At 65.1% G+C, this 22,199-nt stretch carries 14 protein-coding genes; all 14 read left to right on the top strand.

All coding sequences use genetic code 11. From position 1 onward, the window contains the following. The first annotated feature begins 116 nt into the window (after nucleotides 1–116). Nucleotides 117–2,033, top strand: a complete 1,917-nt coding sequence (locus JO236_RS15605) for a PE family protein (RefSeq protein WP_293331948.1) — start codon at nucleotides 117–119, stop codon at nucleotides 2,031–2,033. Between the two features lie 263 nt (nucleotides 2,034–2,296). Continuing rightward, complete coding sequence (locus JO236_RS15600; RefSeq protein ID WP_293331945.1) at nucleotides 2,297–3,787, top strand: PE family protein; 1,491 nt, start codon at nucleotides 2,297–2,299, stop codon at nucleotides 3,785–3,787. Between the two features lie 121 nt (nucleotides 3,788–3,908). Next, nucleotides 3,909–5,852 carry a PE family protein gene (locus tag JO236_RS15595; protein ID WP_293331942.1) on the top strand — a complete coding sequence of 648 codons (1,944 nt, stop codon included), beginning with the start codon at nucleotides 3,909–3,911 and terminating at the stop codon, nucleotides 5,850–5,852. An 821-nt stretch (nucleotides 5,853–6,673) separates the two neighbouring features. Then, entirely contained in the window at nucleotides 6,674–10,642 is a 3,969-nt protein-coding gene (locus JO236_RS15590; RefSeq protein WP_293331939.1) for a PE family protein, read from the top strand. A gap of 82 nt (nucleotides 10,643–10,724) precedes the next feature. Continuing rightward, nucleotides 10,725–11,783 (top strand): N-acetyl-gamma-glutamyl-phosphate reductase, encoded by a 1,059-nt coding sequence (gene argC, locus JO236_RS15585; protein ID WP_293331936.1) that lies wholly within the window; start codon nucleotides 10,725–10,727, stop codon nucleotides 11,781–11,783. Beyond that, nucleotides 11,780–12,994, top strand: coding sequence for a bifunctional glutamate N-acetyltransferase/amino-acid acetyltransferase ArgJ (argJ, locus tag JO236_RS15580; protein ID WP_293331933.1), 1,215 nt, complete (start codon nucleotides 11,780–11,782; stop codon nucleotides 12,992–12,994). Before argC ends, argJ begins: the two co-directional genes overlap by 4 nt. Next, the gene (argB, locus tag JO236_RS15575) at nucleotides 12,991–13,869 is read left to right on the top strand and encodes an acetylglutamate kinase (protein WP_293331930.1); all 879 of its coding nucleotides are present in this window, start codon (nucleotides 12,991–12,993) and stop codon (nucleotides 13,867–13,869) included. Before argJ ends, argB begins: the two co-directional genes overlap by 4 nt. Further along, on the top strand, nucleotides 13,866–15,050 hold the full coding sequence (locus JO236_RS15570; RefSeq protein ID WP_293331927.1) for an acetylornithine transaminase: 1,185 nt from the start codon (nucleotides 13,866–13,868) through the stop codon (nucleotides 15,048–15,050). Before argB ends, JO236_RS15570 begins: the two co-directional genes overlap by 4 nt. After that, nucleotides 15,047–15,973: an ornithine carbamoyltransferase gene (gene argF, locus JO236_RS15565; protein WP_293331924.1), complete on the top strand. Its 927-nt coding sequence runs from the start codon at nucleotides 15,047–15,049 to the stop codon at nucleotides 15,971–15,973. Before JO236_RS15570 ends, argF begins: the two co-directional genes overlap by 4 nt. Further along, nucleotides 15,970–16,470 carry an arginine repressor gene (locus tag JO236_RS15560; RefSeq protein WP_293331921.1) on the top strand — a complete coding sequence of 167 codons (501 nt, stop codon included), beginning with the start codon at nucleotides 15,970–15,972 and terminating at the stop codon, nucleotides 16,468–16,470. Before argF ends, JO236_RS15560 begins: the two co-directional genes overlap by 4 nt. 13 nt (nucleotides 16,471–16,483) lie before the next feature. After that, nucleotides 16,484–17,680 carry an argininosuccinate synthase gene (locus JO236_RS15555; protein WP_293331918.1) on the top strand — a complete coding sequence of 399 codons (1,197 nt, stop codon included), beginning with the start codon at nucleotides 16,484–16,486 and terminating at the stop codon, nucleotides 17,678–17,680. An 87-nt stretch (nucleotides 17,681–17,767) separates the two neighbouring features. Then, the gene (argH, locus tag JO236_RS15550; RefSeq protein ID WP_293331915.1) at nucleotides 17,768–19,180 is read left to right on the top strand and encodes an argininosuccinate lyase; all 1,413 of its coding nucleotides are present in this window, start codon (nucleotides 17,768–17,770) and stop codon (nucleotides 19,178–19,180) included. Between the two features lie 112 nt (nucleotides 19,181–19,292). After that, nucleotides 19,293–20,354 (top strand): type III polyketide synthase, encoded by a 1,062-nt coding sequence (locus tag JO236_RS15545; RefSeq protein ID WP_293331912.1) that lies wholly within the window; start codon nucleotides 19,293–19,295, stop codon nucleotides 20,352–20,354. Nucleotides 20,355–20,461: 107 nt separating this feature from the next. Beyond that, the coding region (locus JO236_RS15540) for a type I polyketide synthase (RefSeq protein ID WP_293331909.1) at nucleotides 20,462–22,199 on the top strand (1,738 nt) is incomplete at its 3' end.

Raw genomic sequence — 22,199 nt, 5'->3', positions numbered from 1 at the left:
CAAATGTTCGGATTCCTCGTCGCACGCGGCGAAAATCTATTAGTGTTCGTGTTGCCTTGATGATTGGGTAACCCCCGGGATCGGGTTGCTACCTGCACTGAGTCGGAGGGGTCGGTATGACGTCGTTTGTGAACTTCTCGCCGGACCTGATGGAGACGGCCTCCCAGGACTTGGCGAGTATCCGATCCTCTCTGGGACAGGCCACGGCCGCCGCGGCTGCTCCCACGACGGGCCTAGTCCCCGCGGCCGCCGATGAGGTCTCGGCGGCGATATCGCAGCTGTTCGGCAGCTACGGCCAGGACTTCCAGGCGCTAACTGCCCAGGCGTCGGCGTTCCATGCTCAATTCGTGAACTTGCTGAACGGTAGTGCTGCTTCCTATCTCGCGACTGAGATCGCCAATGCCCAGCAGGGTCTGGCGGGTGGAAGCGCGTCGGCAACCAGTAGCGCTGCCAATGCCGCGGCCTCCATTCTGCCAATCCTCGGCGGTGGCGGCGGTAGCGGCGGCGGAGGGCTCCTGGGGGGGCTTGTTGGCAGTGGGAACGGCGGGGCTCTTGGTGGCTTGGGCGCGCTCTTCAATGCGCCTGCGTTAACGCTCCCGAGCTTGCCGCCGGTCCCGAGTCCTCCGTCATTCCCTGGCTTACCGTCGTTCCCCGGTGCCCCGTCGTTCCCCGGGTTGCCCAACCTGGGGAACCTCTTGGGTGGCTCCGGCGGTGGCACCGGTGGGTTCGGCGCTATCTTCCAAGACATTTCCACCGGGCTCTCCAACTTGCCCACGGGCCTGCAGACGGTTCTCGGCGATCTATCGAACCTGTTGTTCCCGCAGCCCGGCGCGCCGTCCGGTCCCGAACAGAGCCCATGGGTCCTGCTCTTTACGCAGTCCGGTGCCAACCTGCAAGACATCGGCGCGACTTTTGGCGCCAACCCGTTCCCCTTGCTGCACCGGATCGCCATCAACCAGGGCGGTTACATGGACCTGATCGGCGCCGCCGTCTACAACGGCGTCACCGACTTCCCGGGAGGGTTGAATGTCTTGCCGGGGCAAATCGAGGCCGCGATCGCGTCCGCCCAGGGCTTCAACCCCGGAGCCTTCCTTCAGTACTTCGGTGCCAAGCAGGGCTTGTACGGCCAGATTCTCACCACGTCGCTGGCGAACGCCGGCCAGGACTTCCAGACCACAATCCCTGTGTTCGAGCAAGACGCTGGTGAGGCGTACCACCAGCTGACGCTGGGCAACTTCAACACAGCCGTCAGCGACTACGCCAAGGCCTCCATAGACCTGTTCATCAGCGGATTCGATACCAGCCACCTGACTGCTCAACTCGGAACTTTCATTCTTGATCCGATCACTAACACCATTGACATCTCCGGTGGGCTGGGTGGCCCCATCCTTTTGGAAGGCCCGGCCGGTGCCCTGCTGCCCATCCTGGCCATCCCCGGCGATGAAGTGCAGATCTTTGCCGACATAATGCCCGCCGGTTCGACCGCGCAGCACATGGCCCAGAACTTCAGCAACATCGTCCACACGCTCACTGACACGACGATCACGACGAATGCAGACTTGAACGTGACGGGGACGTTCCTACCGCCGTCCATAACCCCGAGTTTCGTCGTGGCCGCCGGCTTCGGCTTGCCGTTGCAACTCGGGTTCGCCTTCTTGGGTGCGCCATTCGCGGGGTTGAACGGTCTCGCAACCGCGGCGACGCAGCTTGGGGCGGCGGTTCAGGCCGGCGACGGCTTGGCAGCCGTTGGTGCAGTCGCCAACACTCCGGCCTTCTTCTTGAACGGGCTGCTAAACGGTGAAACCACCCTGAATCTAGCCGTCCCGGTGTCAATCGGCCCCTTGTCGGTGCCGCTGGAGATGGCAGTGCCACTTGACGGAATTCTCGTTAAGCCGCATGGTATTTCGGCTACGGTGAGCATCCTTGGGCTCAGTGAGAGTATCCCGATCAGTGGCGCGAAGTTCGGTGGTCTTCTTCCTCTGCTGATCAACGGCATCCCGGAGGCTCTCGCCAACTCGATCATCAACACCTAGAACGCGTTACCCGACCCGGCAACGGAATTCCTGGACCGAGCCTCTCCCTTCTATAGGCGAGAATGCTTGTGCAAGACAAGGATTGGTAAGCAGTTCGCCCAGAGTTCGTGGCCGGCCCCATCGAGGCGGTGTGCCGCTGGTCGGCTAGGGTATGGTCCAACAGCTTGTCGCAGATGCGGTGGGACCACGTCGCTGTGGTGCTGCGATGTGCAGTCCAATAGACCATCGGATGATCGCTGCTTTGAGTCGAGGGAGACACGGGAGTGTCGTTCGTATCTACAGCGCCGGATGTACTCGGGGCGGCGGCGCGGGAGTTGGCGAGCATTCGCTCTTCGCTCGGTCAGGCCACCGCCGCGGCTACCACCCCGTTGACTGGGCTGGTGCCCGCGGCCGCCGATGAGGTGTCGGCCGCGATCTCGCAGTTGTTCGGCAGCTACGGTCAGGATTTTCAGGCGTTGAGCGCCCAAGCGTCGGCGTTTCACGACGAGTTCGTGAATCTGCTGAACGGTACCGCGGCAGCGTATCTGGGCAGCGAGATCGACAACGCCCGATTAGCAGGTTCCGGCGGCGCGGCGACTACCGTCGCTGACTCGGGCGGCACCACAACGCCCCCTAATCCGTGGGTCGCGCTTTTTGACAACACCGGCGCAAACCTGGATGCTATCGGCGCCCAGTGGGCTCTTCGCCCCTACCCGTTGCTGCGCCAGATCCTGGCCAACCAAGGGAATTACGCGCAGTTGGTCAGCGCCGCCGTCGGCACTGGGCTCCAGGACTTCCCCGCCGAATTGCAGGTGTGGCCGGCGCAGATCGAGCGCGCCACCCAGACTGCCCAGGGCTTTAACCCGGTGGCGTTCGCACAGTGGTTCGGTGCCAACCAAGGCATCTACGGGCAGACGCTCAACACCGCCCTGGCCAACGCCGGCCAAGACTTCAATACCACCATCCCCGTCTTCGAGTCAGACCTCGGGATGGCAGACCAAGACATCGGGACGGGTAATTTCCACGGCGCGGTGCAATACGTTGCGCACTCGGTGCTGGATCTCTTCATCAGCGGCTTCGACACCAGCCACCTGAGCATTCATCTCCTGAATCCCAGCGAGCTGGTCAGTGGGCCCATTTATGTGGAAGGCCCGGCGGGGGCCCTGCTACCCATCTTGAGCATTCCCGGACAGGAGTTACAGCTCTTCGCCGACATAATGCCGGCCGGTTCGACCGCACAACACATGGCGCAGAACTTGACCAACGCCGTCGATGCGCTCACCAACGCGAGCATCACGACGAGCGTGGGGGTAACGCCTTCCGGCTTGACCTTCGACGCCTACTTCGGCTTGCCGCTGCAACTGGGGTTTGGGATATTGGGCCCGCCGATTACCACGCTGGACGCGACGGCAACCGTCCTGTCGTACCTTGGCTACGACGTGCAGACCGGCGACGGCCTTGCCTTCGCCGGCGCCGTCCTCGACTCTCCGGCCATCATCGCGAACGGTTTACTGAACGGTCAGACCACCGTCGATCTGGCTCTGCCGGTTACGGCGCTCGGTCTTTCGATCCCGGCCGTGATGCACCTACCCTTCGACGGCCTGCTCACACCGCCCCAGACTGCGACGGTCACGCTGCCCACGGATCCTGCTTTGGGAATTTACAGCCCGTACACCCTGCCCCTCGGGGGAACCGAGTTCGGTGGTCTCATCCCCGCGTTGGTAATCACCGTGCCGGAAGCGCTTGCGGCAGCGATCACGCCCTCGTCGTCGTAGCCGGCGGACCTGTTATCGCCCTTGGTGATTCGGGCGTGGTGGTACTGTGGTTTAAGGCCTATTAGTCTCGTGTCAAGCCCAGAAAAACCGGGTGACCACGCATTAAGCTGCGGGGGGCCTAATGACGTCGTTCGTGACCATCGTGCCGGACCTTATGCAGGCGGCAGCTGGGGATCTGGCGAACATTCAGTCGACGCTCGGGCAGGCGACTTCGGCGGTAGCCGCTCCCACGACGGGCCTGATGCCCGCCGCTGCCGACGAGGTGTCGGCCGCTGTCTCGCAGCTGTTCGGTTCCTACGGCGAAGAGTTTCAAGCTTTTAGCGCGCGACTGGCGGCGTTGCACACCGAGTTCATGAACTTGCTGAGCAGCAGCGCGGCTGCCTACCTGGGCACCGAGATCGCCAATGCGCAGCAGGGTCTCAGTGGCGGAGCCTCGTCGGTCGGCAACGCCGCGGAGTCCATCCTGCCGATCGTTGGCGGCAGTGGTAGCGGTTTGAGCTCGCTGCTGGGTGGCAGTGACAACACCGGCCTGGGCGGCATCCTTGGCAGCGGCGGACTGGCAACGATCCTTGGTGAAACCGAGGGCCTGAGCTCGGTCCTCGGCGCGGCGGGGCTGGCGCCAACCCTCGGTAGCAGCGGGCTGGCGGCCACCGGTGGTTCTAGTATCACTCAGGACCTCAGCAACATCCTGTCTATCGTGGCCAACGGCGGCACTGGCCCGCTGGTGTCTAACCTGCTGACCAACCCGTTCGGGACGGTTGAATCGTTGTTCCCGGGACTGCTCGGGACCAGTGGAATCACCACTAACGGTCCGCCCCCTTCCATCGATCCCTGGCAAGCGCTCGTCCTCAACACCAGCGCCAATCTGGGAGCGCTCGGCGCGGACTGGAGTACTCACCCGTTCCCCTTGTTGCACCAGATCGCGGTCAACCAGGCTGGCTATGGGCAGCTGATCGTCACCGCTTTCGAAAACGGATTCAGAGACTTTCCCGGCGGGTTGCAGGTGTTGCCGGGGCAAATCGAGGCTGCCGTCGCGTCCGCTCAAGGTTTCAATCCGGTGGCGTTCGCGGAGTGGTTCGGGGCGAACCAAGGCGTCTACGGTCAGTTACTCACCACCTCGCTGGCCAATGCCGGCCAGGACTTCCAGACCACCATCCCCGTCTTCGAGTCAGATCTGGGAACGGCCTTCCAACAGCTGCAATTGGGGAATTTCAACACCTCGGTGTATTACGTCGGCAAGGCCATCCTCGATCTTTTCATCTCCGGGTTCGACACCAGCCACTTGAACATAAATCTCCTGAACTTCAACGCTCTGGTGAGCGGCCCAGTCTATTTGGAGGGGCCTGCGGGAGCCTTATTACCCATCCTCAGCATTCCTGGGCAGGAACTGCAGCTTTTTGCCGACATCTGGCCCGCCGGATCCACCGCGCAGCACATGGCACAACACTTGACCAATATTGTTAATACACTTACCGATTCGAGCATTTCGGTGAACGCGGGCTTGCAACTCGACACGTCCAACCTGCCCTTCAGCCTGCTCAACTCCACGTTCTCCTTCGACGCCTACTTCGGATTGCCACTGGCACTGGCCTTCGGATTGATCGGCTCGCCGATCACCACGCTGAATGGCCTTGCAACCGCCGCGTCGCAGCTCGGAGGCGCAATTCAGACGGGGGATGTGGTAGGAGCGACCGGTGTCATCTTCAACTCGCCGGCCATCATCGCGAACGACGCTCTCAACGGCGAGCTCCTAATCGATGTGCCGCTACCGGTGTCGGAGTCGTTCGGTTTCAGCTTGCCGATTATCGGTACGTCCACCGTCGGATTCACCGCACCGGTTGTAGCTCACGTTCCCTTCGACGGGATTCTGGTTCCACCGCACGCAATGACCGCAACGCTGTCGGGAGTCGACCTCAACCTCTCAAATCCGATCCTGGGAGACTACAACTTCCCAATCAACGTCCCCCTCAGCTTCCCCTTGGGCGGGACGAAGTTCGGCGGCATCCTTCCCGAGCTGATCAACACCATGCCGCAAGCGCTGGCCGCGTCGATCACCGACTCCTAGTTGGTGAGAAACCCCGAAATTGCGGGGGTTTTCAGGCATGCAGACTGTTTTGGGCCGGGATGGCCTGGACGCGGTCTGAAAGCTGAACAAAAGCCGCTAAAAGGAATGGTTTTCACGGTCAGAGCTTGGTATGCGTTGTGTCCCAGTATCTTTGGCGCAAGGCAGGGTGGCGAGCGATGGAGCGCCAAAACCTCTCGACGAGTACCACTTTCGGGTGCGCCGGCCGATCCACTAACGCGTGACCAGCCGTGTGTTGGACGTGACGCGTAACGGATTCGTAATTGAGACGACGGCCGTCTGACTTTCCATTTCGGTTGGTCTCGCGGTATCAGGTTGCTCGACAAGCCAATTCGGGAAAGCGAGCCGCGGATCTATCCGCTTCGCTGTTGACACCGGTCAGTACGGGCGTTTTGGCGTAACCGTTCAGTGTGTACTGATTGAGCAAGGACGCCGCAGATTGTTGGTTGTAAAGGCAGACAAGCGGATGAAGACCAGCGAAAGCGTTCTGGCGCAGCACTTTAGGCGGTGGGCAAAATTGCGCACCGCTAGCTTTCGGTCGTTGCCCCCCGGCAAAACCCGCAGGCGCCGGCCTCTGCCGGTGCCTTCCATTGGAGCGTATCGCAGCAATATCGATTGCGAGGGCGAATCGCGGAACTTGTGCGACGGTGGCGCGAAAAATGGTCTATATTCTAGGTTTACGTGTCCTGGCGGGTGGGAACTAACAGGGCATTATCGGGGGACGCGGCCTTCTGGTGTGACTCAGGTTCCATCAAGGGGCATTCGGTTTCTTGTTCATGGGGTCATGTGGTGGGGAGATGAACATGTCGTATGTATTCGTGGCGCCGGACGTGGTCGACCTGGCGGCGCAGGATCTAGCAGCTATTCGAGCGACGCTCGAAGAGTCGGCGGCATCGGCAGCGATGCCGACTGGTGCTGTTGCGCCTGCGGCCGCCGACGAGGTGTCAACGGCCGTCGCGGCGCTATTTGGTCAGTTTGGCAAGGACTTTCAAGCCCTCAATGCTGAGGCGGCGGCGTTTCATGACCAGTTTGTCAACCTGCTCAGTGCCGGAGCGACATCCTACATAGAGGCCGAGTCCGCCAACGCCGCCGCGGTGGCGCAGGGGAGTGGTAACCTTGCCGCCGACTTCGGCACGGCGCTGTCCGGTCTGGGCGCAGAGATTAGTGCTGCGCTGTCATTGGATGTGAGCGGTGGTCCCGGCGCTGGACTAGCTCTTGCGCTGGAGACGGCTTTCGGCGGTGGACTGAGCGGCTTGGCTCTCCAGACCGGTGGCGCGATCACGCGCGGCGTCGGCGCCGGGCTTGTCCAGACCGGCGACGCGATAGTGAATCTCGGTCTTGCGCTTGAGAATAGCGGAGCTATGATGTCCGCGACCGGCGCAGCGCTGTCTGCCCAAGCCAATGCGGCTCTTTCGGCGATTCTGAACGCTCCCTTGTCCATCCAGATTGGTGCGATGCTGTCGGGCGGATTTAATGGTTCACTGTCTGACTTGATTCACGGCGGAGAGGCATTCTTCGCGAATTTCGCTGGGCAGCTTGGGAATTTGGGCGGTGGCTTCATTGGTGGCCTGGATACCCTGGTGCAGACCGGTGAGTCGTTGGCCGGGCAGTTGGGTGCATCTTTCGGGCACCTGCCGTCGTTCCCGGGCTTCCCCGGCTTTCCTGGGTTCCCAGCGTTGCCGAATTTGGGGAACTTGGGCGGTGGGCTCGAGGTGGCGATCAATGGTTTGGGTGCCGAGTTGAATGCGGCCCTGAACGGGATGCTCTCGGGCGGGTTGACGCTGCCCCCATTCCCCGGCTTCCCGGTTTTCCCGGGTCTGCCGCCCTTCCCGGGTCTGCCGAATCTGGGGGCTCTAGGTGCGCAGTTTGGTGCTGGTCTGAACGCGTTGGTGCTCAGCGGTGAATCGTTGGCCGCGCAGTTGGGCGGCGCGTTCGGGCACCTGCCGTCACTGCCGACCTTCCCCGGTGTGCAGGGCTTCCCGGGGTTCCCGGGTCTGCCGGCGTTCCCGGGTCTGCCGAACCTGGGGACTCTAGGTGCCGAGTTTGGTGCGGGTCTAAATGCGTTGGTGCTCAGCGGTGAATCGTTGGCTGCGCAGTTGGGTGCATCCTTTGGCCATCTGCCCTCGTTCCCGGGCTTCCCTGGCTTCCCGAATATCCCGTTGCCGAGTCTGCCGAATTTGGGCAACTTCGGTGGCGGGCTCGAGGTGGCGATCAATGGTTTGGGTGCCGAGTTGAATGCGGCCCTGAATGGGATGCTCTCGGGCGGGTTGACGCTGCCCCCATTCCCGGGCTTCCCGGGTCTGCCGCCCTTCCCGGCTCTGCCGAACCTGGGGAACCTGGGTGCGGAGTTCGGGGCGGGATTGAGTGCTTTAACGCAGACCGGCGAAAGGTTCTTCGCCGACCTAGCAACACAATTCGGCCGCTTGCCGTTACCCATTATTCAGCCGGGTTTCCCGAACATCCCGTTGCCGAGTCTGCCGAATTTGGGCAACTTGGGTGGTGGGCTTGAGGTGGCGATCAGCGGTTTGGGTGCCGCGCTGAATGCGGCGCTGAACGGGATGCTCTCGGGCGGGCTGACGCTGCCACCATTCCCGGGCTTCCCGGGCTTCCCGGGGTTCCCGGGTCTGCCGCCCTTCCCGGGTCTGCCGAACCTGGGGACTCTAGGTGCCGAGTTCGGTGCTGGCTTAAATGCGTTGGTGCTCAGCGGTGAATCGCTGGCCGCGCAGTTGGGCGGGGCGTTTGGTCATCTGCCCTCGTTCCCGGGCTTCCCGGGCTTCCCCACCATCCCGTTGCCGAGTCTGCCGAATTTAGGGAACTTGGGTGGTGGGCTCGAGGTGGCGATCAATGGTTTGGGTGCCGAGTTGAATGCGGCCCTGAATGGGATGCTCTCGGGCGGGTTGACGCTGCCGCCATTCCCGGGCTTCCCGGGTCTGCCGCCCTTCCCGGGTCTGCCGAATCTGGGGACTCTGGGTGCGCAGTTCGGTGCTGGTCTGAATGCGTTGGTGCTGAGCGGTGAATCGCTGGCCGCGCAGTTGGGCGGGGCGTTTGGTCATCTGCCCTCGTTCCCGGGCTTCCCTGGGTTCCCCACCATCCCGTTGCCGAGTCTGCCGAATTTGGGGAACTTGGGTGGTGGGCTTGAGGTGGCGATCAATGGTTTGGGTGCCGAGTTGAATGCGGCCCTGAATGGGATGCTCTCGGGCGGGTTGACGTTGCCGCCATTCCCGGGGTTCCCGGGTCTGCCGCCCTTCCCGGGGTTGCCGGGTCTGCCGAACCTGGGGAATCTGGGTGCCGAGTTCGGTGCTGGCTTGAACGCGTTGGTGCAGACCGGTGAATCGCTGGCTGCGCAGTTGGGCGGCGCGTTGGGTCATCTGCCGTCGTTCCCGGGCTTCCCGGGGTTCCCCACCATCCCGTTGCCGAGTCTGCCGAATTTGGGCAACTTGGGTGGTGGGCTCGAGCTGGCGATCAATGGTTTGGGTGCCGAGCTGAATGCGGCCCTGAATGGGATGCTCTCGGGCGGGCTGACCCTGCCCCCATTCCCGGGGTTCCCGGGTCTGCCGCCCTTCCCGGGTCTGCCGAACCTGGGGACTCTAGGTGCCGAGTTCGGTGCGGGTCTAAATGCGTTGGTGCTCAGCGGTGAATCGCTGGCCGCGCAGTTGGGTGGGGCGTTTGGTCATCTGCCGTCGTTCCCGGGCTTCCCGGGGTTGCCGAACATCCCGTTGCCGGGTCTGCCGAATTTGGGCAACTTGGGTGGTGGGCTCGAGGTGGCGATCAATGGTTTGGGTGCCGAGTTGAATGCGGCCCTGAATGGGATGCTCTCGGGTGGGTTGACGTTGCCGCCATTCCCGGGGTTCCCGGGTCTGCCGCCCTTCCCGGGTCTGCCGAACCTGGGGACTCTAGGTGCCGAGTTCGGTGCGGGTCTAAATGCGTTGGTGCAGACCGGTGAATCGTTGGCCGCGCAGGTGGGCGGCGCGTTCGGGCACCTGCCGACGCTGCCGTCGTTCCCCGCTCCGCCGAACTTTGGCAACTTGGCAGCTGAACTGTCCGCAGCACTGAACGGCTTTGGCGGAGCGTTCGGCGGGTCGCTGAGTGCCGTCCTGAACGGGTTCCTATCTGGGGGCCTCAATGTCGGCGGTTCGCTGGGTCGCTTGATTCAGACTGGCGAGTCGATGTTCGCTAACTTCGGTACGCAACTGGGGAATCTGACTGGTGGCTTCGCCGGTGGCCTGAATGCCTTGGTGCAGACCGGCGAGTCGCTGGCGGCTGACTTCAACGCAGGACTCAGCCAACTCCTTAACGGCAGTCTGAACGCTTCGTTGATGCTCGACATCAATACCGCATTAGGGGCGGGTCTCAATGGCGTCGTTTCCGGGTTGGTGCAGGCTGGCGGGTCCCTGGCGAACAGCCTGGGTGCTGGCCTAAGCGGGCTCGCCAACATTGGTGAGGAATTGACCGGCACCTTCGGTGGCGGACTGACCGGACTGACGGCGACCGGTGCGACCCTAGCGAGGATTTGGGAGAACGCCACCGCTGGGATCATTGCCACGCTGAGTAACGCTCTTGGCGCCAGCATCGGGGTTGGGGTGCCTGGATTCACGGTGACCGGGGACAGCTTGCTGGTAGGTCTGGGTAATGGCGTGATCGGATTTGTCCAAACCGGTGACGCCTTGCTCACATCGCTTGGTGACGCCGGTCTCGGGCTGGCTGCCGACATCCGGGCCGCCCTGCTCAACTTCGCGCTGTCTATTCAGGCCGCAGGAAGCCTCAGTGGCTAAGCGGGCGCTACCCTGATGGCCGGCCGAACTCGGTCCACCCTTCCGTTCACCTGAGAATGGATTTGCAAATCGCTGCATAACCATGCAGAATCGGCAAATGGCCGATGAGATTCGGGTGGCGATCGCCGGTGCCAGCGGCTATGCAGGGGGCGAGATTCTCCGGCTATTGCTTGGGCATCCGGCATACGGCGACGGGCGGCTTACTATCGGCGCGCTGACTGCCGCAACCAGCGTGGGCAGCACCCTCGGCGAGCAGCATCCGCACCTCACGCCACTGGCCCAGCGCATTGTCGAACCGACCGACACCGCCACGCTCACGGGCCATGATGTTGTCTTTTTGGCTCTGCCGCACGGACACTCGGCGGCGCTGGCCGAACAATTGGGTCCTCGGACCCTGATCATCGACTGCGGCGCCGATTTTCGGCTTACCGACGCCGCCGCTTGGGAGCGGTACTACGGGTCCACCCACGCGGGAAGCTGGCCCTACGGACTGCCCGAGCTGCCCGGCGCGCGGGACCGGCTCACAGGTGCCCGTCGCATCGCGGTGCCCGGCTGCTATCCAACCGCAGCACTGCTTGCGCTGTTGCCTGCGGTGGCCGAAGACCTCATTGACCCGGCGGTCACCGTCGTCACGGTCAGCGGTACCTCCGGCGCCGGTCGCGCCGCCAAGACTGACCTACTCGGCTCGGAGGTCATCGGGTCGGCACGGGCCTACAACATCGGTGGCGCCCATCGGCACACACCCGAGATCGCCCAGGGGCTCCGGGCCGTGACCGACCACGACGTCACAGTCTCGTTCACCCCCGTGCTGGTCCCCATGTCCCGCGGGATTCTGGCCACCTGCACGGCGCGTACCCGCTCGCCGTTGTCACAGCTGCGGGCAGCCTACGAGAAGGCTTACCACGCTGACCCTTTCGTCTATCTGATGCCGGAGGGCCAGCTGCCTCGCACGGGTGCTGTCATCGGCAGCAACGCGGCACACATCGCCATCGCCGTGGACGAGGCCGCCGAGACGTTCGTAGCGATCGCCGCGATCGACAACCTCGTCAAGGGCACGGCGGGCGCCGCCGTGCAGTCGATGAACCTGGCGTTGGGTTGGCCGGAGACGGAAGGCCTTTCGGTCGTGGGGGTGGCACCGTGACCGAAACCGCGAGTCCCACAAGGGTGGTGCGCGCTCAGGGCGTCACCGCGGCGGCGGGCTTCCGGGCCGCCGGCATCGCGGCGGGGATCAAGGTGTCGGGGGCCCGCGACCTGGCGCTGGTCTTCAACGAGGGCCCCGACTACGCGGCGGCAGGAGTGTTCACCCGCAACAAGGTCAAAGCCGCGCCGGTGTTGTGGACCCAGCAGGTGCTCACCACGCGGCGACTGCGCGCGGTAATCCTCAACTCCGGCGGTGCGAACGCGTGTACCGGGCCGGCCGGCTTTCAGGACACCCATGCCACCGCGGAGGCCGTGGCCGCCGCATTGTCGGACTGGGGGACGGAGACGGGGGCCATCGAGGTCGCCGTCTGCTCCACGGGGCTGATCGGCGACCGTCTGCCAATGGACAAGGTGCTCACGGGAGTTCGCGAGATCGTGCACGAGATGGCGGGCGGACTCAGTGGGGGGGACGACGCCGCCCATGCCATCATGACGACCGACACCAGGCCCAAACAAGTTGCGCTGCATCATCAGAACAACTGGACCGTCGGTGGAATGGCCAAGGGTGCGGGCATGCTGGCGCCCTCATTGGCCACGATGCTCTGCGTACTGACCACCGATGCCGTCGTCGAGCCTGAGGCGCTCGAGCAGGCGCTGCGCCGTGCCAGCGCCCGCACGTTCGACCGACTCGACATCGACGGTAGCTGCTCCACCAACGACACCGTGCTGCTGCTGGCGTCGGGCGCCAGCGAAATCAGCCCGCCCCAAGCCGATCTCGATGCGGCGGTGTGGCAAGTCTGCGACGACCTATGCGCTCAGCTCCAAGCCGACGCCGAAGGCGTCACCAAGCGCGTCACCGTGACGGTTACCGGCGCGGCCACCGAGGATGACGCCCTGGTCGCCGCCCGGGTGATTGCCCGCGACAGTCTGGTCAAGACCGCGGTATTTGGCTCCGACCCCAACTGGGGACGGGTGCTGGCTGCGGTCGGGATGGCGCCTGTGGCACTCGATCCCGATCGAATCACCGTGTCGTTCAACGGCTCTGCTGTCTACGCCGATGGCGTCGGCGCTGCGGGTGCACGCCAGGTTGACCTGTCGGCGCCGGACATCGACATCACCGTCGACCTCGCCGTCGGAACAGGTTGCGCCGCAATCCGCACCACCGACCTCTCGTACGCCTACGTCGAAGAGAACTCGGCTTACAGCTCATGACCGCCACGTTGCCCACTCAGGCCAAGGCGCAGGTGCTGGCTGAAGCGCTGCCCTGGCTCAAGCAGCTGCACGGCAGGATCGTGGTTGTCAAATATGGCGGCAACGCCATGACCGACGCCACGCTACGACAGGCCTTTGCCGCCGACATGGCGTTTCTGCGCAACTGCGGGATCCATCCCGTCGTCGTGCACGGCGGGGGGCCGCAGATCACCGCGATGCTGCGGAGACTCGGCCTCGAGGGTGACTTCAAGGGCGGCTTCCGGGTCACCACACCGGAAGTCCTCGACGTCGCCCGGATGGTGTTGTTCGGTCAGGTGGGGCGCGAACTGGTCAACCTGATCAACGCGCATGGACCCTACGCTGTCGGCATCACCGGAGAGGATGCGCAGCTGTTTACCGCCGTGCGACGCAGCGTCACCGTCGACGGCGTGGTCACCGATATCGGCCTGGTCGGGGATGTGGCACACGTCAATACGGCGGCGGTGCTGGACCTCATTGCGGCGCACCGGATTCCCGTCGTTTCGACTTTGGCGCCGGATTATGACGGTGTGGTGCACAACATCAACGCCGACACCGCCGCGGCGGCACTGGCCGAGGCGCTGGGGGCCGAAAAATTGTTGATGCTCACCGATGTCGAAGGCCTGTACACCGGTTGGCCGGATCGGGATTCGTTGGTCAGCGAAATCGATACGGCCACACTGGCACAACTGCTGCCGACGCTAGAGGCGGGGATGATCCCCAAGATCGAGGCGTGCCTGCGGGCCGTCGCCGGTGGTGTACCCAGCGCGCACGTCATCGACGGGCGGGTCCAACACTGCGTGCTGGTGGAGCTGTTCACCGACGCGGGCACCGGCACCAAGGTGGTGAGCGCATGACGGGCACCGACAGCATGCGCGCCAGATGGCAAGCCGTGATGATGAATAACTACGGCACCCCGCCGGTCGCGCTGGCCAGTGGTGATGGCGCTGTGGTCACCGACGTCGACGGTAAGACCTACGTCGACCTGCTCGGCGGCATCGCAGTCAATGTGCTGGGCCATCGCCACCCCGCTGTCATCGAGGCTGTCACGCAACAGATGTCGACGCTGGGCCATACGTCTAACCTGTATGCCACTGAGCCCGGCCTGGCGCTGGCCGAGGAACTGGTGGGGTTGCTGGGCGCCGAATCGCAGACGCGAGTGTTTTTCTGCAACTCTGGTACCGAGGCCAACGAACTGGCTTTCAAGCTTTCCCGGCTCACCGGGCGCACCAAACTTGTAGCCGCGCAGGAAGCATTCCATGGCCGGACGATGGGCTCGCTGGCGTTGACGGGACAACCGACCAAGCAGGCCCCGTTCGCACCGTTGCCCGGCGACGTCACACACGTGCCCTATGGCGATGTTGATGCGTTGCAAGCCGCCGTCGACGACGACACGGCAGCGGTGTTTCTCGAGCCGATCATGGGGGAGTGCGGAGTCGTCGTCCCGCCCGAGGGTTATCTGGTGGCCGCCCGGGAGATCACGATGCGCCACGGTGCATTGCTCGTGCTGGACGAGGTACAGACCGGAATCGGCCGCACCGGAGCATTTTTCGCTCATCAGCATGACGGCATAACCCCTGACGTGGTGACCCTGGCCAAGGGACTCGGCGGCGGGTTGCCGATCGGGGCGGTGCTGGCTGTGGGCCCCGCCGCGGAGTTACTCACCCCCGGCCTGCACGGCAGCACCTTTGGCGGCAACCCGATCTGCACCGCGGCGGCGCTGGCGGTGCTGCGGGTGCTGGCGGCCGACGATCTGGTCCGCCGAGCCGACGTGCTGGGCAAATCGCTGCGACACGGCATCGAATCACTGGGTCATCCGCTGATCGAGCAGGTGCGCGGCCGCGGATTGTTGTGGGGGATCGTGCTTTCCGGCGCGCACGCAAAGGACGCTGAGACGGCTGCTCGCGACGCGGGCTACCTGGTCAACGCGGTTGCGCCCAACGTTATCCGGCTGGCGCCGCCGCTGATCATCACCGAACCCCAGCTCGACGCTTTCGTCGCCGCCCTGCCGGGCATTCTCGCCGGGCCCTCGATATGACCCGGCATTTCCTGCGCGACGACGACCTGTCGCCGACCGAGCAGGCCGACATCCTCGAGCTCGCAGCCGAACTGAAGAAGGATCCGTTCAGCCGTCGTCCCCTCGATGGGCCCCGCGGGGTGGCGGTCATCTTCGACAAAAACTCCACCCGCACGCGGTTTTCCTTCGAGGTGGGCATCGCACAGCTCGGCGGGCACGCCGTCGTCGTCGACGGACGCAACACCCAGCTGGGTCGCGAAGAGACCCTGCAGGATACGGCAAAGGTGCTGTCCCGCTATGTCGATGCCATCGTCTGGCGGACGTTCGGGCAGGACCGGCTGACCGCCATGGCCGCCACGGCCACGGTGCCGGTGATCAACGCCCTGTCCGACGAGTTCCACCCCTGCCAGGTGCTGGCCGATCTGCAGACCGTTGCCGAATGCAAGGGGTCGCTGAAAGGCTTGCGGCTGACCTACTTCGGAGATGGCGCCAACAACATGGCCCACTCGCTGATGCTCGGGGGAGCCACCGCCGGGATACACGTCACCGTTGCGGCCCCCACCGGATTTACGCCTGACCCGGCCGTGATCGCCGCGGCCGAGCGGCGCGCCCAGAAGACCGGCGCCTCGGTGACCATCACCGCCGACCCCGACGCCGCCGCCACCGGAGCCGACGTGCTGGTGACCGACACCTGGACATCAATGGGCCAGGAGAACGATGGGCTGGACCGCGTAGGGCCATTCTGGCCGTTCCAAGTCAACGCACGACTGGTAGCCCTGGCGGACGCGGAAGCCATTGTGCTGCACTGTCTTCCAGCTCATCGTGGTGACGAGATCACCGATCAGGTGATGGACGGACCGGCCAGCGTGGTGTGGGACGAGGCGGAGAACCGGCTGCATGCGCAGAAGGCGCTGCTGGCGTGGCTGCTGGAGCAACCCCGATGACCAGCGGAGGTTCACGGACCGCAGCCGAGACAACCCGCGTCGGTCGGCAGGCCCGCATCGTCGCGATCCTGTCGTCGGCGGAGGTGCGCAGCCAAACCGAGCTGGCCGCGCTGCTGGCCAACGAGGGTATCGAGGTCACCCAGGCCACGCTGTCGCGGGATCTGGAGGAGCTCGGCGCGGTAAAGCTGCGCGGGGCCGACGGCGGCGTCGGCGTCTACGTCGTCCCCGAGGACGGCAGCCCGGTACGCGGGGTGTCCGGCGGTACCTCGCGGCTGTCTCGGCTGCTGGGGGACCTGCTGGTGTCCTGTGATGCGAGCGCGAACCTCGCTGTGCTGCGCACGCCGCCCGGCGGGGCTCACTATCTGGCCAGCGCGATCGATCGCGCAGCGCTACCGTTCGTGGTCGGCACCATCGCCGGCGACGACACCGTGTTTGTGGCTGCCCGGGAGCCGATGACCGGCGTCGAGCTGGCATCGGAATTCGAAAGTCTCAGATAAAGGAGATTGGCTCATGTCAGAGCGCGTCATCCTGGCGTATTCCGGCGGCCTGGACACCTCGGTGGCCATCAGCTGGATAGGCAAGGAGACCGGTCGCGAGGTCGTGGCGGTGGCGATTGACCTTGGCCAGGGCGGCGAGGACATGGAGGTCGTGCGCCAGCGCGCGCTGGACTGCGGCGCCGTCGAGGCGGTCGTCGTCGATGCGCGCGACGAGTTCGCCGAGGGCTACTGCCTGCCCACCGTCCTGAACAACGCGCTGTACATGGACCGCTACCCGTTGGTCTCGGCCATCAGCCGGCCGCTGATCGTCAAGCACCTGGTGGCAGCCGCGCGTGAGCATGGCGGCGGCATCGTCGCGCACGGCTGCACCGGCAAGGGCAACGACCAGGTCCGGTTCGAAGTTGGATTCGCCTCGCTCGCACCGGATTTGGAGGTACTGGCTCCGGTGCGCGACTACGCGTGGACGCGGGAAAAGGCGATCGCGTTCGCCGAAGAGAACGCCATCCCGATCAACGTCACCAAGCGCTCACCGTTCTCGATCGATCAGAACGTATGGGGCCGTGCGGTGGAAACTGGCTTCCTGGAACACCTCTGGAACGCGCCCACCAAGGATATCTACGACTACACCGAAGATCCGACTCTCAATTGGAGCACCCCCGACGAGGTCATCGTCGGATTCGAACAAGGCGTGCCGGTGTCGATCGACGGTCGGCCGGTGTCGATGCTGCAGGCCATCGAGGAACTCAACCGCCGCGCCGGGGCTCAGGGGGTCGGGCGGTTGGATGTCGTCGAGGACCGGCTGGTGGGGATCAAGAGCCGCGAGATCTATGAGGCGCCCGGGGCGATGGTGCTCATCACCGCGCACACCGAGCTCGAGCACGTCACGTTGGAGCGTGAGTTGGGCCGGTTCAAGCGGCAGACCGACCAGCGCTGGGCCGAGCTGGTCTATGACGGGCTGTGGTACTCGCCGTTGAAGATCGCCTTGGAGAGCTTCGTCGCCAAGACCCAGGACCACGTGTCGGGTGAGGTCCGAATGGTTCTGCACGGCGGTCACATCGCGGTGAACGGCCGTCGCAGCGCGGAATCTCTGTATGACTTCAACCTGGCCACCTACGACGAGGGCGACTCCTTCGACCAGTCCGCGTCGAAGGGGTTCGTGTATGTGCACGGGTTGTCGTCCAAGCTCGCCGCTCGCCGGGATTTGCGGTGACCCTCCACCGGCACGAGTGTGAATTAGGCGACGCGACACGCCGCCACAGCGTCGCCAGGTTCACAGTCGCGGACAGGTGAGGGCCACGTGAGCACCAATCAAGGGTCGCTGTGGGGCGGGAGGTTCGCGGACGGCCCGTCCGACGCGCTGGCCGCGCTGAGCAAATCCACCCATTTCGACTGGGTGCTGGCCCCCTACGACATCACCGCGTCGCGGGCGCACACCGTCGTGCTCTTTCGGGCCGGGCTGCTCACCGAGGAGCAGCGCGACGACCTGCTGGCTGGGCTGGACAGCCTCGCCGAAGACGTTGCCGATGGCAGCTTCGGCCCGCTGGTCACCGACGAGGACGTACACGCCGCCCTGGAACGTGGCCTGATCGACCGGGTCGGACCCGACCTCGGCGGGCGGCTGCGGGCCGGACGGTCGCGCAACGACCAGATCGCGACCCTCTTCCGGATGTGGCTGCGCGACGCGGTGCGCCGCGTCGCGCAGGGCGCGCTGGATGTCGTCGCCGCGCTGGCCGCCCAGGCCGCTGCGCATCCGTCGGCCATCATGCCCGGCAAGACCCACCTGCAGTCCGCCCAGCCGATCCTGTTGGCACACCATCTGCTCGCGCACGCCCACCCGCTGCTGCGCGACGTGGACCGCCTCGTCGACTTCGACAAACGCGCGGCAGTGTCTCCGTATGGCTCGGGTGCGCTGGCCGGTTCGTCGCTGGGCCTGGACCCCGAAGCGATCGCCGCGGACTTGGGCTTTGCGGCTGCGGCGGACAACTCCGTGGACGCGACCGCCGCCCGTGACTTCGCTGCCGAGGCGGCGTTCGTGTTCGCCATGATCGCCGTGGACCTGTCCCGACTCGCCGAGGACATCATCATCTGGAGCTCGACCGAATTCGGGTACGTCAGTTTGCACGACTCCTGGTCGACGGGCAGCTCGATCATGCCGCAGAAGAAGAATCCGGACATCGCCGAGTTGGCACGCGGAAAGTCGGGTCGGCTGATCGGCAACCTGGCCGGGCTGCTGGCGACGCTGAAAGCCCAGCCGCTGGCCTACAACCGTGACTTGCAGGAGGACAAGGAGCCGGTGTTCGACTCGGTAGCCCAGCTGGAGCTGCTGCTGCCGGCGATGGCGGGTCTGGTGGGCAGCCTGACGTTTCACGTCGAACGCATGGCCGCCCTGGCACCGGCCGGCTACACGCTGGCCACCGATCTCGCTGAATGGCTTGTGCGCTCAGGTGTTTCGTTCAGGTCGGCACACGAGGCCGCCGGCGCGGCGGTGCGCGCCGCCGAGAGCCGCGGCGTCGGCTTGCAGGACCTGACCGACGACGAACTGGCCGCCATCAGTCCCAAGTTGACCCCGCAGGTTCGCGACGTGCTGACGATCGAGGGTTCGGTGTCCTCGCGCGACGCGCGGGGGGGCACCGCGCCCAGTCAGGTCGGCGAGCAATTGAACGCCGTCCTGACGGGCGCCGATCGGGTGCGGCAGCGCCTGCTGGGCTGAGCGCCCGCTCCGATTCCTTTGCCGGTCTTTCCCGAGCGGACTAAAATTTCACCCATCGAGTGTTCCGGTTGAACCTGCCGGCGTAGATGCCCGTGTCAAAGGGGTGGGTGCAGTGAGCGTCATCGCAGGAGTGTTCGGTGCGTTGCCGCCGCATCGCTATTCCCAGCACGAACTCACCGAAACGTTCGTCAACATCCCCGAGTTCGAGGGCTTCGAAGACATCGTTCGTCAGTTGCACGCCAGCGCGAAGGTGCACAGCCGCCATCTGGTCCTGCCGCTGGAGCGCTATCCGATGCTGACCGACTTCGGCGAGGCGAACTGGATCTTTATCGAAAACGCGGTTGACCTGGGGTGTCAGGCGCTTGAGGGAGCGCTCGACGAGGCTGGTCTACAGGCCTCGGACATCGACGTGGTCTTCACGACGACGGTAACCGGCCTCGCGGTGCCGACGCTGGACGCCCGCATCGCCGGGCGGCTGGGGTTGCGGCCCGACGTGCGCCGAGTTCCGCTGTTCGGCCTGGGCTGTGTGGCCGGGGCGGCCGGCGTGGCTCGCCTCCACGACTACCTGCGCGGTGCTCCCGACGCCGTGGCGGCGTTGATCTCCGTCGAGCTGTGTTCGCTCACCTACCCCGGCTACAAGCCGTCCCTGGCGGGTTTGGTGGGCAGCGCGCTGTTTGCTGACGGTGCGGCCGCGGTGGTGGCCGTCGGCGAGCGCCGCGCCGAGCGGATCGACGCCGCCGGACCCGACATTCTCGACTCGCGCAGCCACCTCTACCCCAACTCGCTGCGCACCATGGGCTACGACGTCGGCCCCGCCGGGTTCGAGCTGGTGTTGTCGCGGGAATTGGCCGAGGTGGTGGAGCGGTATCTGGGCGACGACGTCACGGCGTTTCTCGCCGCGCACGATCTGACCACCACTGACGTCGGCGCCTGGGTAACCCATCCCGGTGGCCCCAAGATCATCGACGCGATCACCACGAGCCTGGACCTGCCGCCGGAGGCCGTGGAGCTGACGTGGCGATCGCTGGGCGAGATCGGCAACCTGTCGTCGGCGTCCGTCCTGCACGTCCTGCGTGACACCCTGGCCAAACCTCCGCCCAGCGGGAGTCCCGGGCTGATGATCGCCATGGGTCCCGGATTCTGTTCCGAACTCGTCCTGCTGCGCTGGCACTGAATGCATGTCGGCACGCCTCTCGGCGCGAGACTAACGCCACTGCGACCTTCCAGCCGCCGAAATCTCGCGGCGGCGTTACGTTCGGCGGGTTTCCGGGAGCGGGCCCTATGAGCAGCTCCCAAGACGATCTAGTCAAGGCACTGCGCACGTCGCTCAAGGACAACGCGCGATTGAAGCGCGAGAACCGCGAGTATCTCGCCCTGGCCATGGAGCCGGCGTCCCCGGTAGCGATCGTGGGGATGGCTTGCCGCTATCCGGGCGGGATCGAGTCGCCGGACGACTTGTGGGACATGGTGGTTCAGGGCCGCGACGTGGTTTCGGAATTTCCCGCGGATCGCGACTGGGATCTGGCGGATTTGTTTGATTCTGATCCGGACGCGACGGGCAAGTCGTATGCGCGGCGGGGCGGATTCCTGGCAGCCGTCGCCGATTTCGATGCCGAGTTCTTCGGGATCGCGCCCAGCGAGGTGCTGGCGATGGATCCACAGCAGCGGCTTTTGCTGGAGACCACTTGGGAAGCATTGGAGCGCACGGGGATTGACCCGCTGCGGTTAAAGGGTTCGGCAACGGGTGTGTTCGCGGGAGTTTTCCACGGTTCCTACGGGGGTCAGGGTCGGGTGCCGGGGGACCTCGAGCGCTACGGCCTGCGCGGTTCGACGCTGAGTGTGGCGTCGGGTCGGGTGGCGTACGTATTGGGTCTGGAAGGCCCCGCGGTGTCGGTCGATACGGCGTGTTCGTCGTCTTTGGTAGCGCTGCACCTGGCGGTGCAGTCGTTGCGTTCGGGGGAATGCGATTTGGCGCTCGTCGGGGGTGTGACGGTGATGGCGACGCCGGCGATGTTCATCGAATTCAGCCGCCAGCGCGCGTTGTCGGCCGACGGGCGATGCAAGGCCTACGCCGGCGCGGCGGACGGCACCGGGTTCTCCGAGGGTGCGGGCGCGCTCGTGGTGGAGCGGTTGGCAGATGCACGGCGGCTGGGACACCCGGTGTGGGCGGTGGTGCGTGGCTCCGCGGTCAACCAGGACGGCGCCTCCAATGGGTTGGCGACGCCGAACGGGCCGGCACAACAGCGGGTGATCCGGGCCGCGTTGGCCAGCGCCCGGCTCGGTCCGGCCGACGTGGACATGGTGGAGGGCCACGGCACGGGGACCACGCTCGGCGATCCCATTGAGGCACAGGCCATCCTGGCGACCTATGGACAGGACCGCAACCGGCCCCTGTGGTTGGGTTCGATCAAGTCCAACATGGGGCATACGTCCGCGGCGGCCGGCGTAGCCGGCGTCATCAAGGTGGTGCAGGCACTGCGGCACGCTGTAATGCCCAAGACGTTGCACGTGGATGTGCCTACGCCCCATGTGGATTGGTCGGCGGGCGAGGTGTCGTTGTTGACCGAGTCTCGCGCGTGGCGGGTACAAGGTCGGCCCCGGCGGGCTGGAGTGTCGTCGTTCGGCATCAGCGGTACCAACGCGCACGTGATCGTGGAACAGGCCCCCCCGACGGAAGTGGTGGTGGCTGAACCGTTTACCGGCATTGCTCCGTGGGTGCTGTCCGCGCGTTCGGCGCAGGCGCTGGCGAATCAGGCGGGTCGGTTGCTCGCGTGGGTAGGTGAACGCTCAGAGCTTGCCGTCGCCGACGTGGGCTGGTCGCTGGTCAGCACGCGGGCGCTGTTCGAGCATCGGGCGGTCGTGGTGGGCGCCTCCCGGGGCGAGTTAATGGCCGGGCTAGCGGGGTTGGCCGACGGTGCGCCGGGTGCTGGTGTCGCGGTGGGGCGCACCCACCCGGTGGGCAAGACCGCGTTGGTGTTTCCCGGGCAGGGCTCGCAATGGCCGGGCATGGGTGCCCAGT

The organism is Mycobacterium sp. (genome assembly GCF_019247635.1).
Lineage (GTDB): Bacteria > Actinomycetota > Actinomycetes > Mycobacteriales > Mycobacteriaceae > Mycobacterium.
This window is presented reverse-complemented; position numbering and strand designations above follow the sequence as displayed.

Coding starts and splice junctions, on each gene's coding strand:
- JO236_RS15560 (WP_293331921.1), top strand. CDS start 15,970: ATGACCAGCGGAGGTTCACGGACCGCAGCCGAGACAACCCGCGTCGGT.
- JO236_RS15605 (WP_293331948.1), top strand. CDS start 117: ATGACGTCGTTTGTGAACTTCTCGCCGGACCTGATGGAGACGGCCTCC.
- JO236_RS15570 (WP_293331927.1), top strand. CDS start 13,866: ATGACGGGCACCGACAGCATGCGCGCCAGATGGCAAGCCGTGATGATG.
- JO236_RS15590 (WP_293331939.1), top strand. CDS start 6,674: ATGTCGTATGTATTCGTGGCGCCGGACGTGGTCGACCTGGCGGCGCAG.
- argC (WP_293331936.1), top strand. CDS start 10,725: ATGCAGAATCGGCAAATGGCCGATGAGATTCGGGTGGCGATCGCCGGT.
- JO236_RS15555 (WP_293331918.1), top strand. CDS start 16,484: ATGTCAGAGCGCGTCATCCTGGCGTATTCCGGCGGCCTGGACACCTCG.
- argB (WP_293331930.1), top strand. CDS start 12,991: ATGACCGCCACGTTGCCCACTCAGGCCAAGGCGCAGGTGCTGGCTGAA.
- JO236_RS15595 (WP_293331942.1), top strand. CDS start 3,909: ATGACGTCGTTCGTGACCATCGTGCCGGACCTTATGCAGGCGGCAGCT.
- argF (WP_293331924.1), top strand. CDS start 15,047: ATGACCCGGCATTTCCTGCGCGACGACGACCTGTCGCCGACCGAGCAG.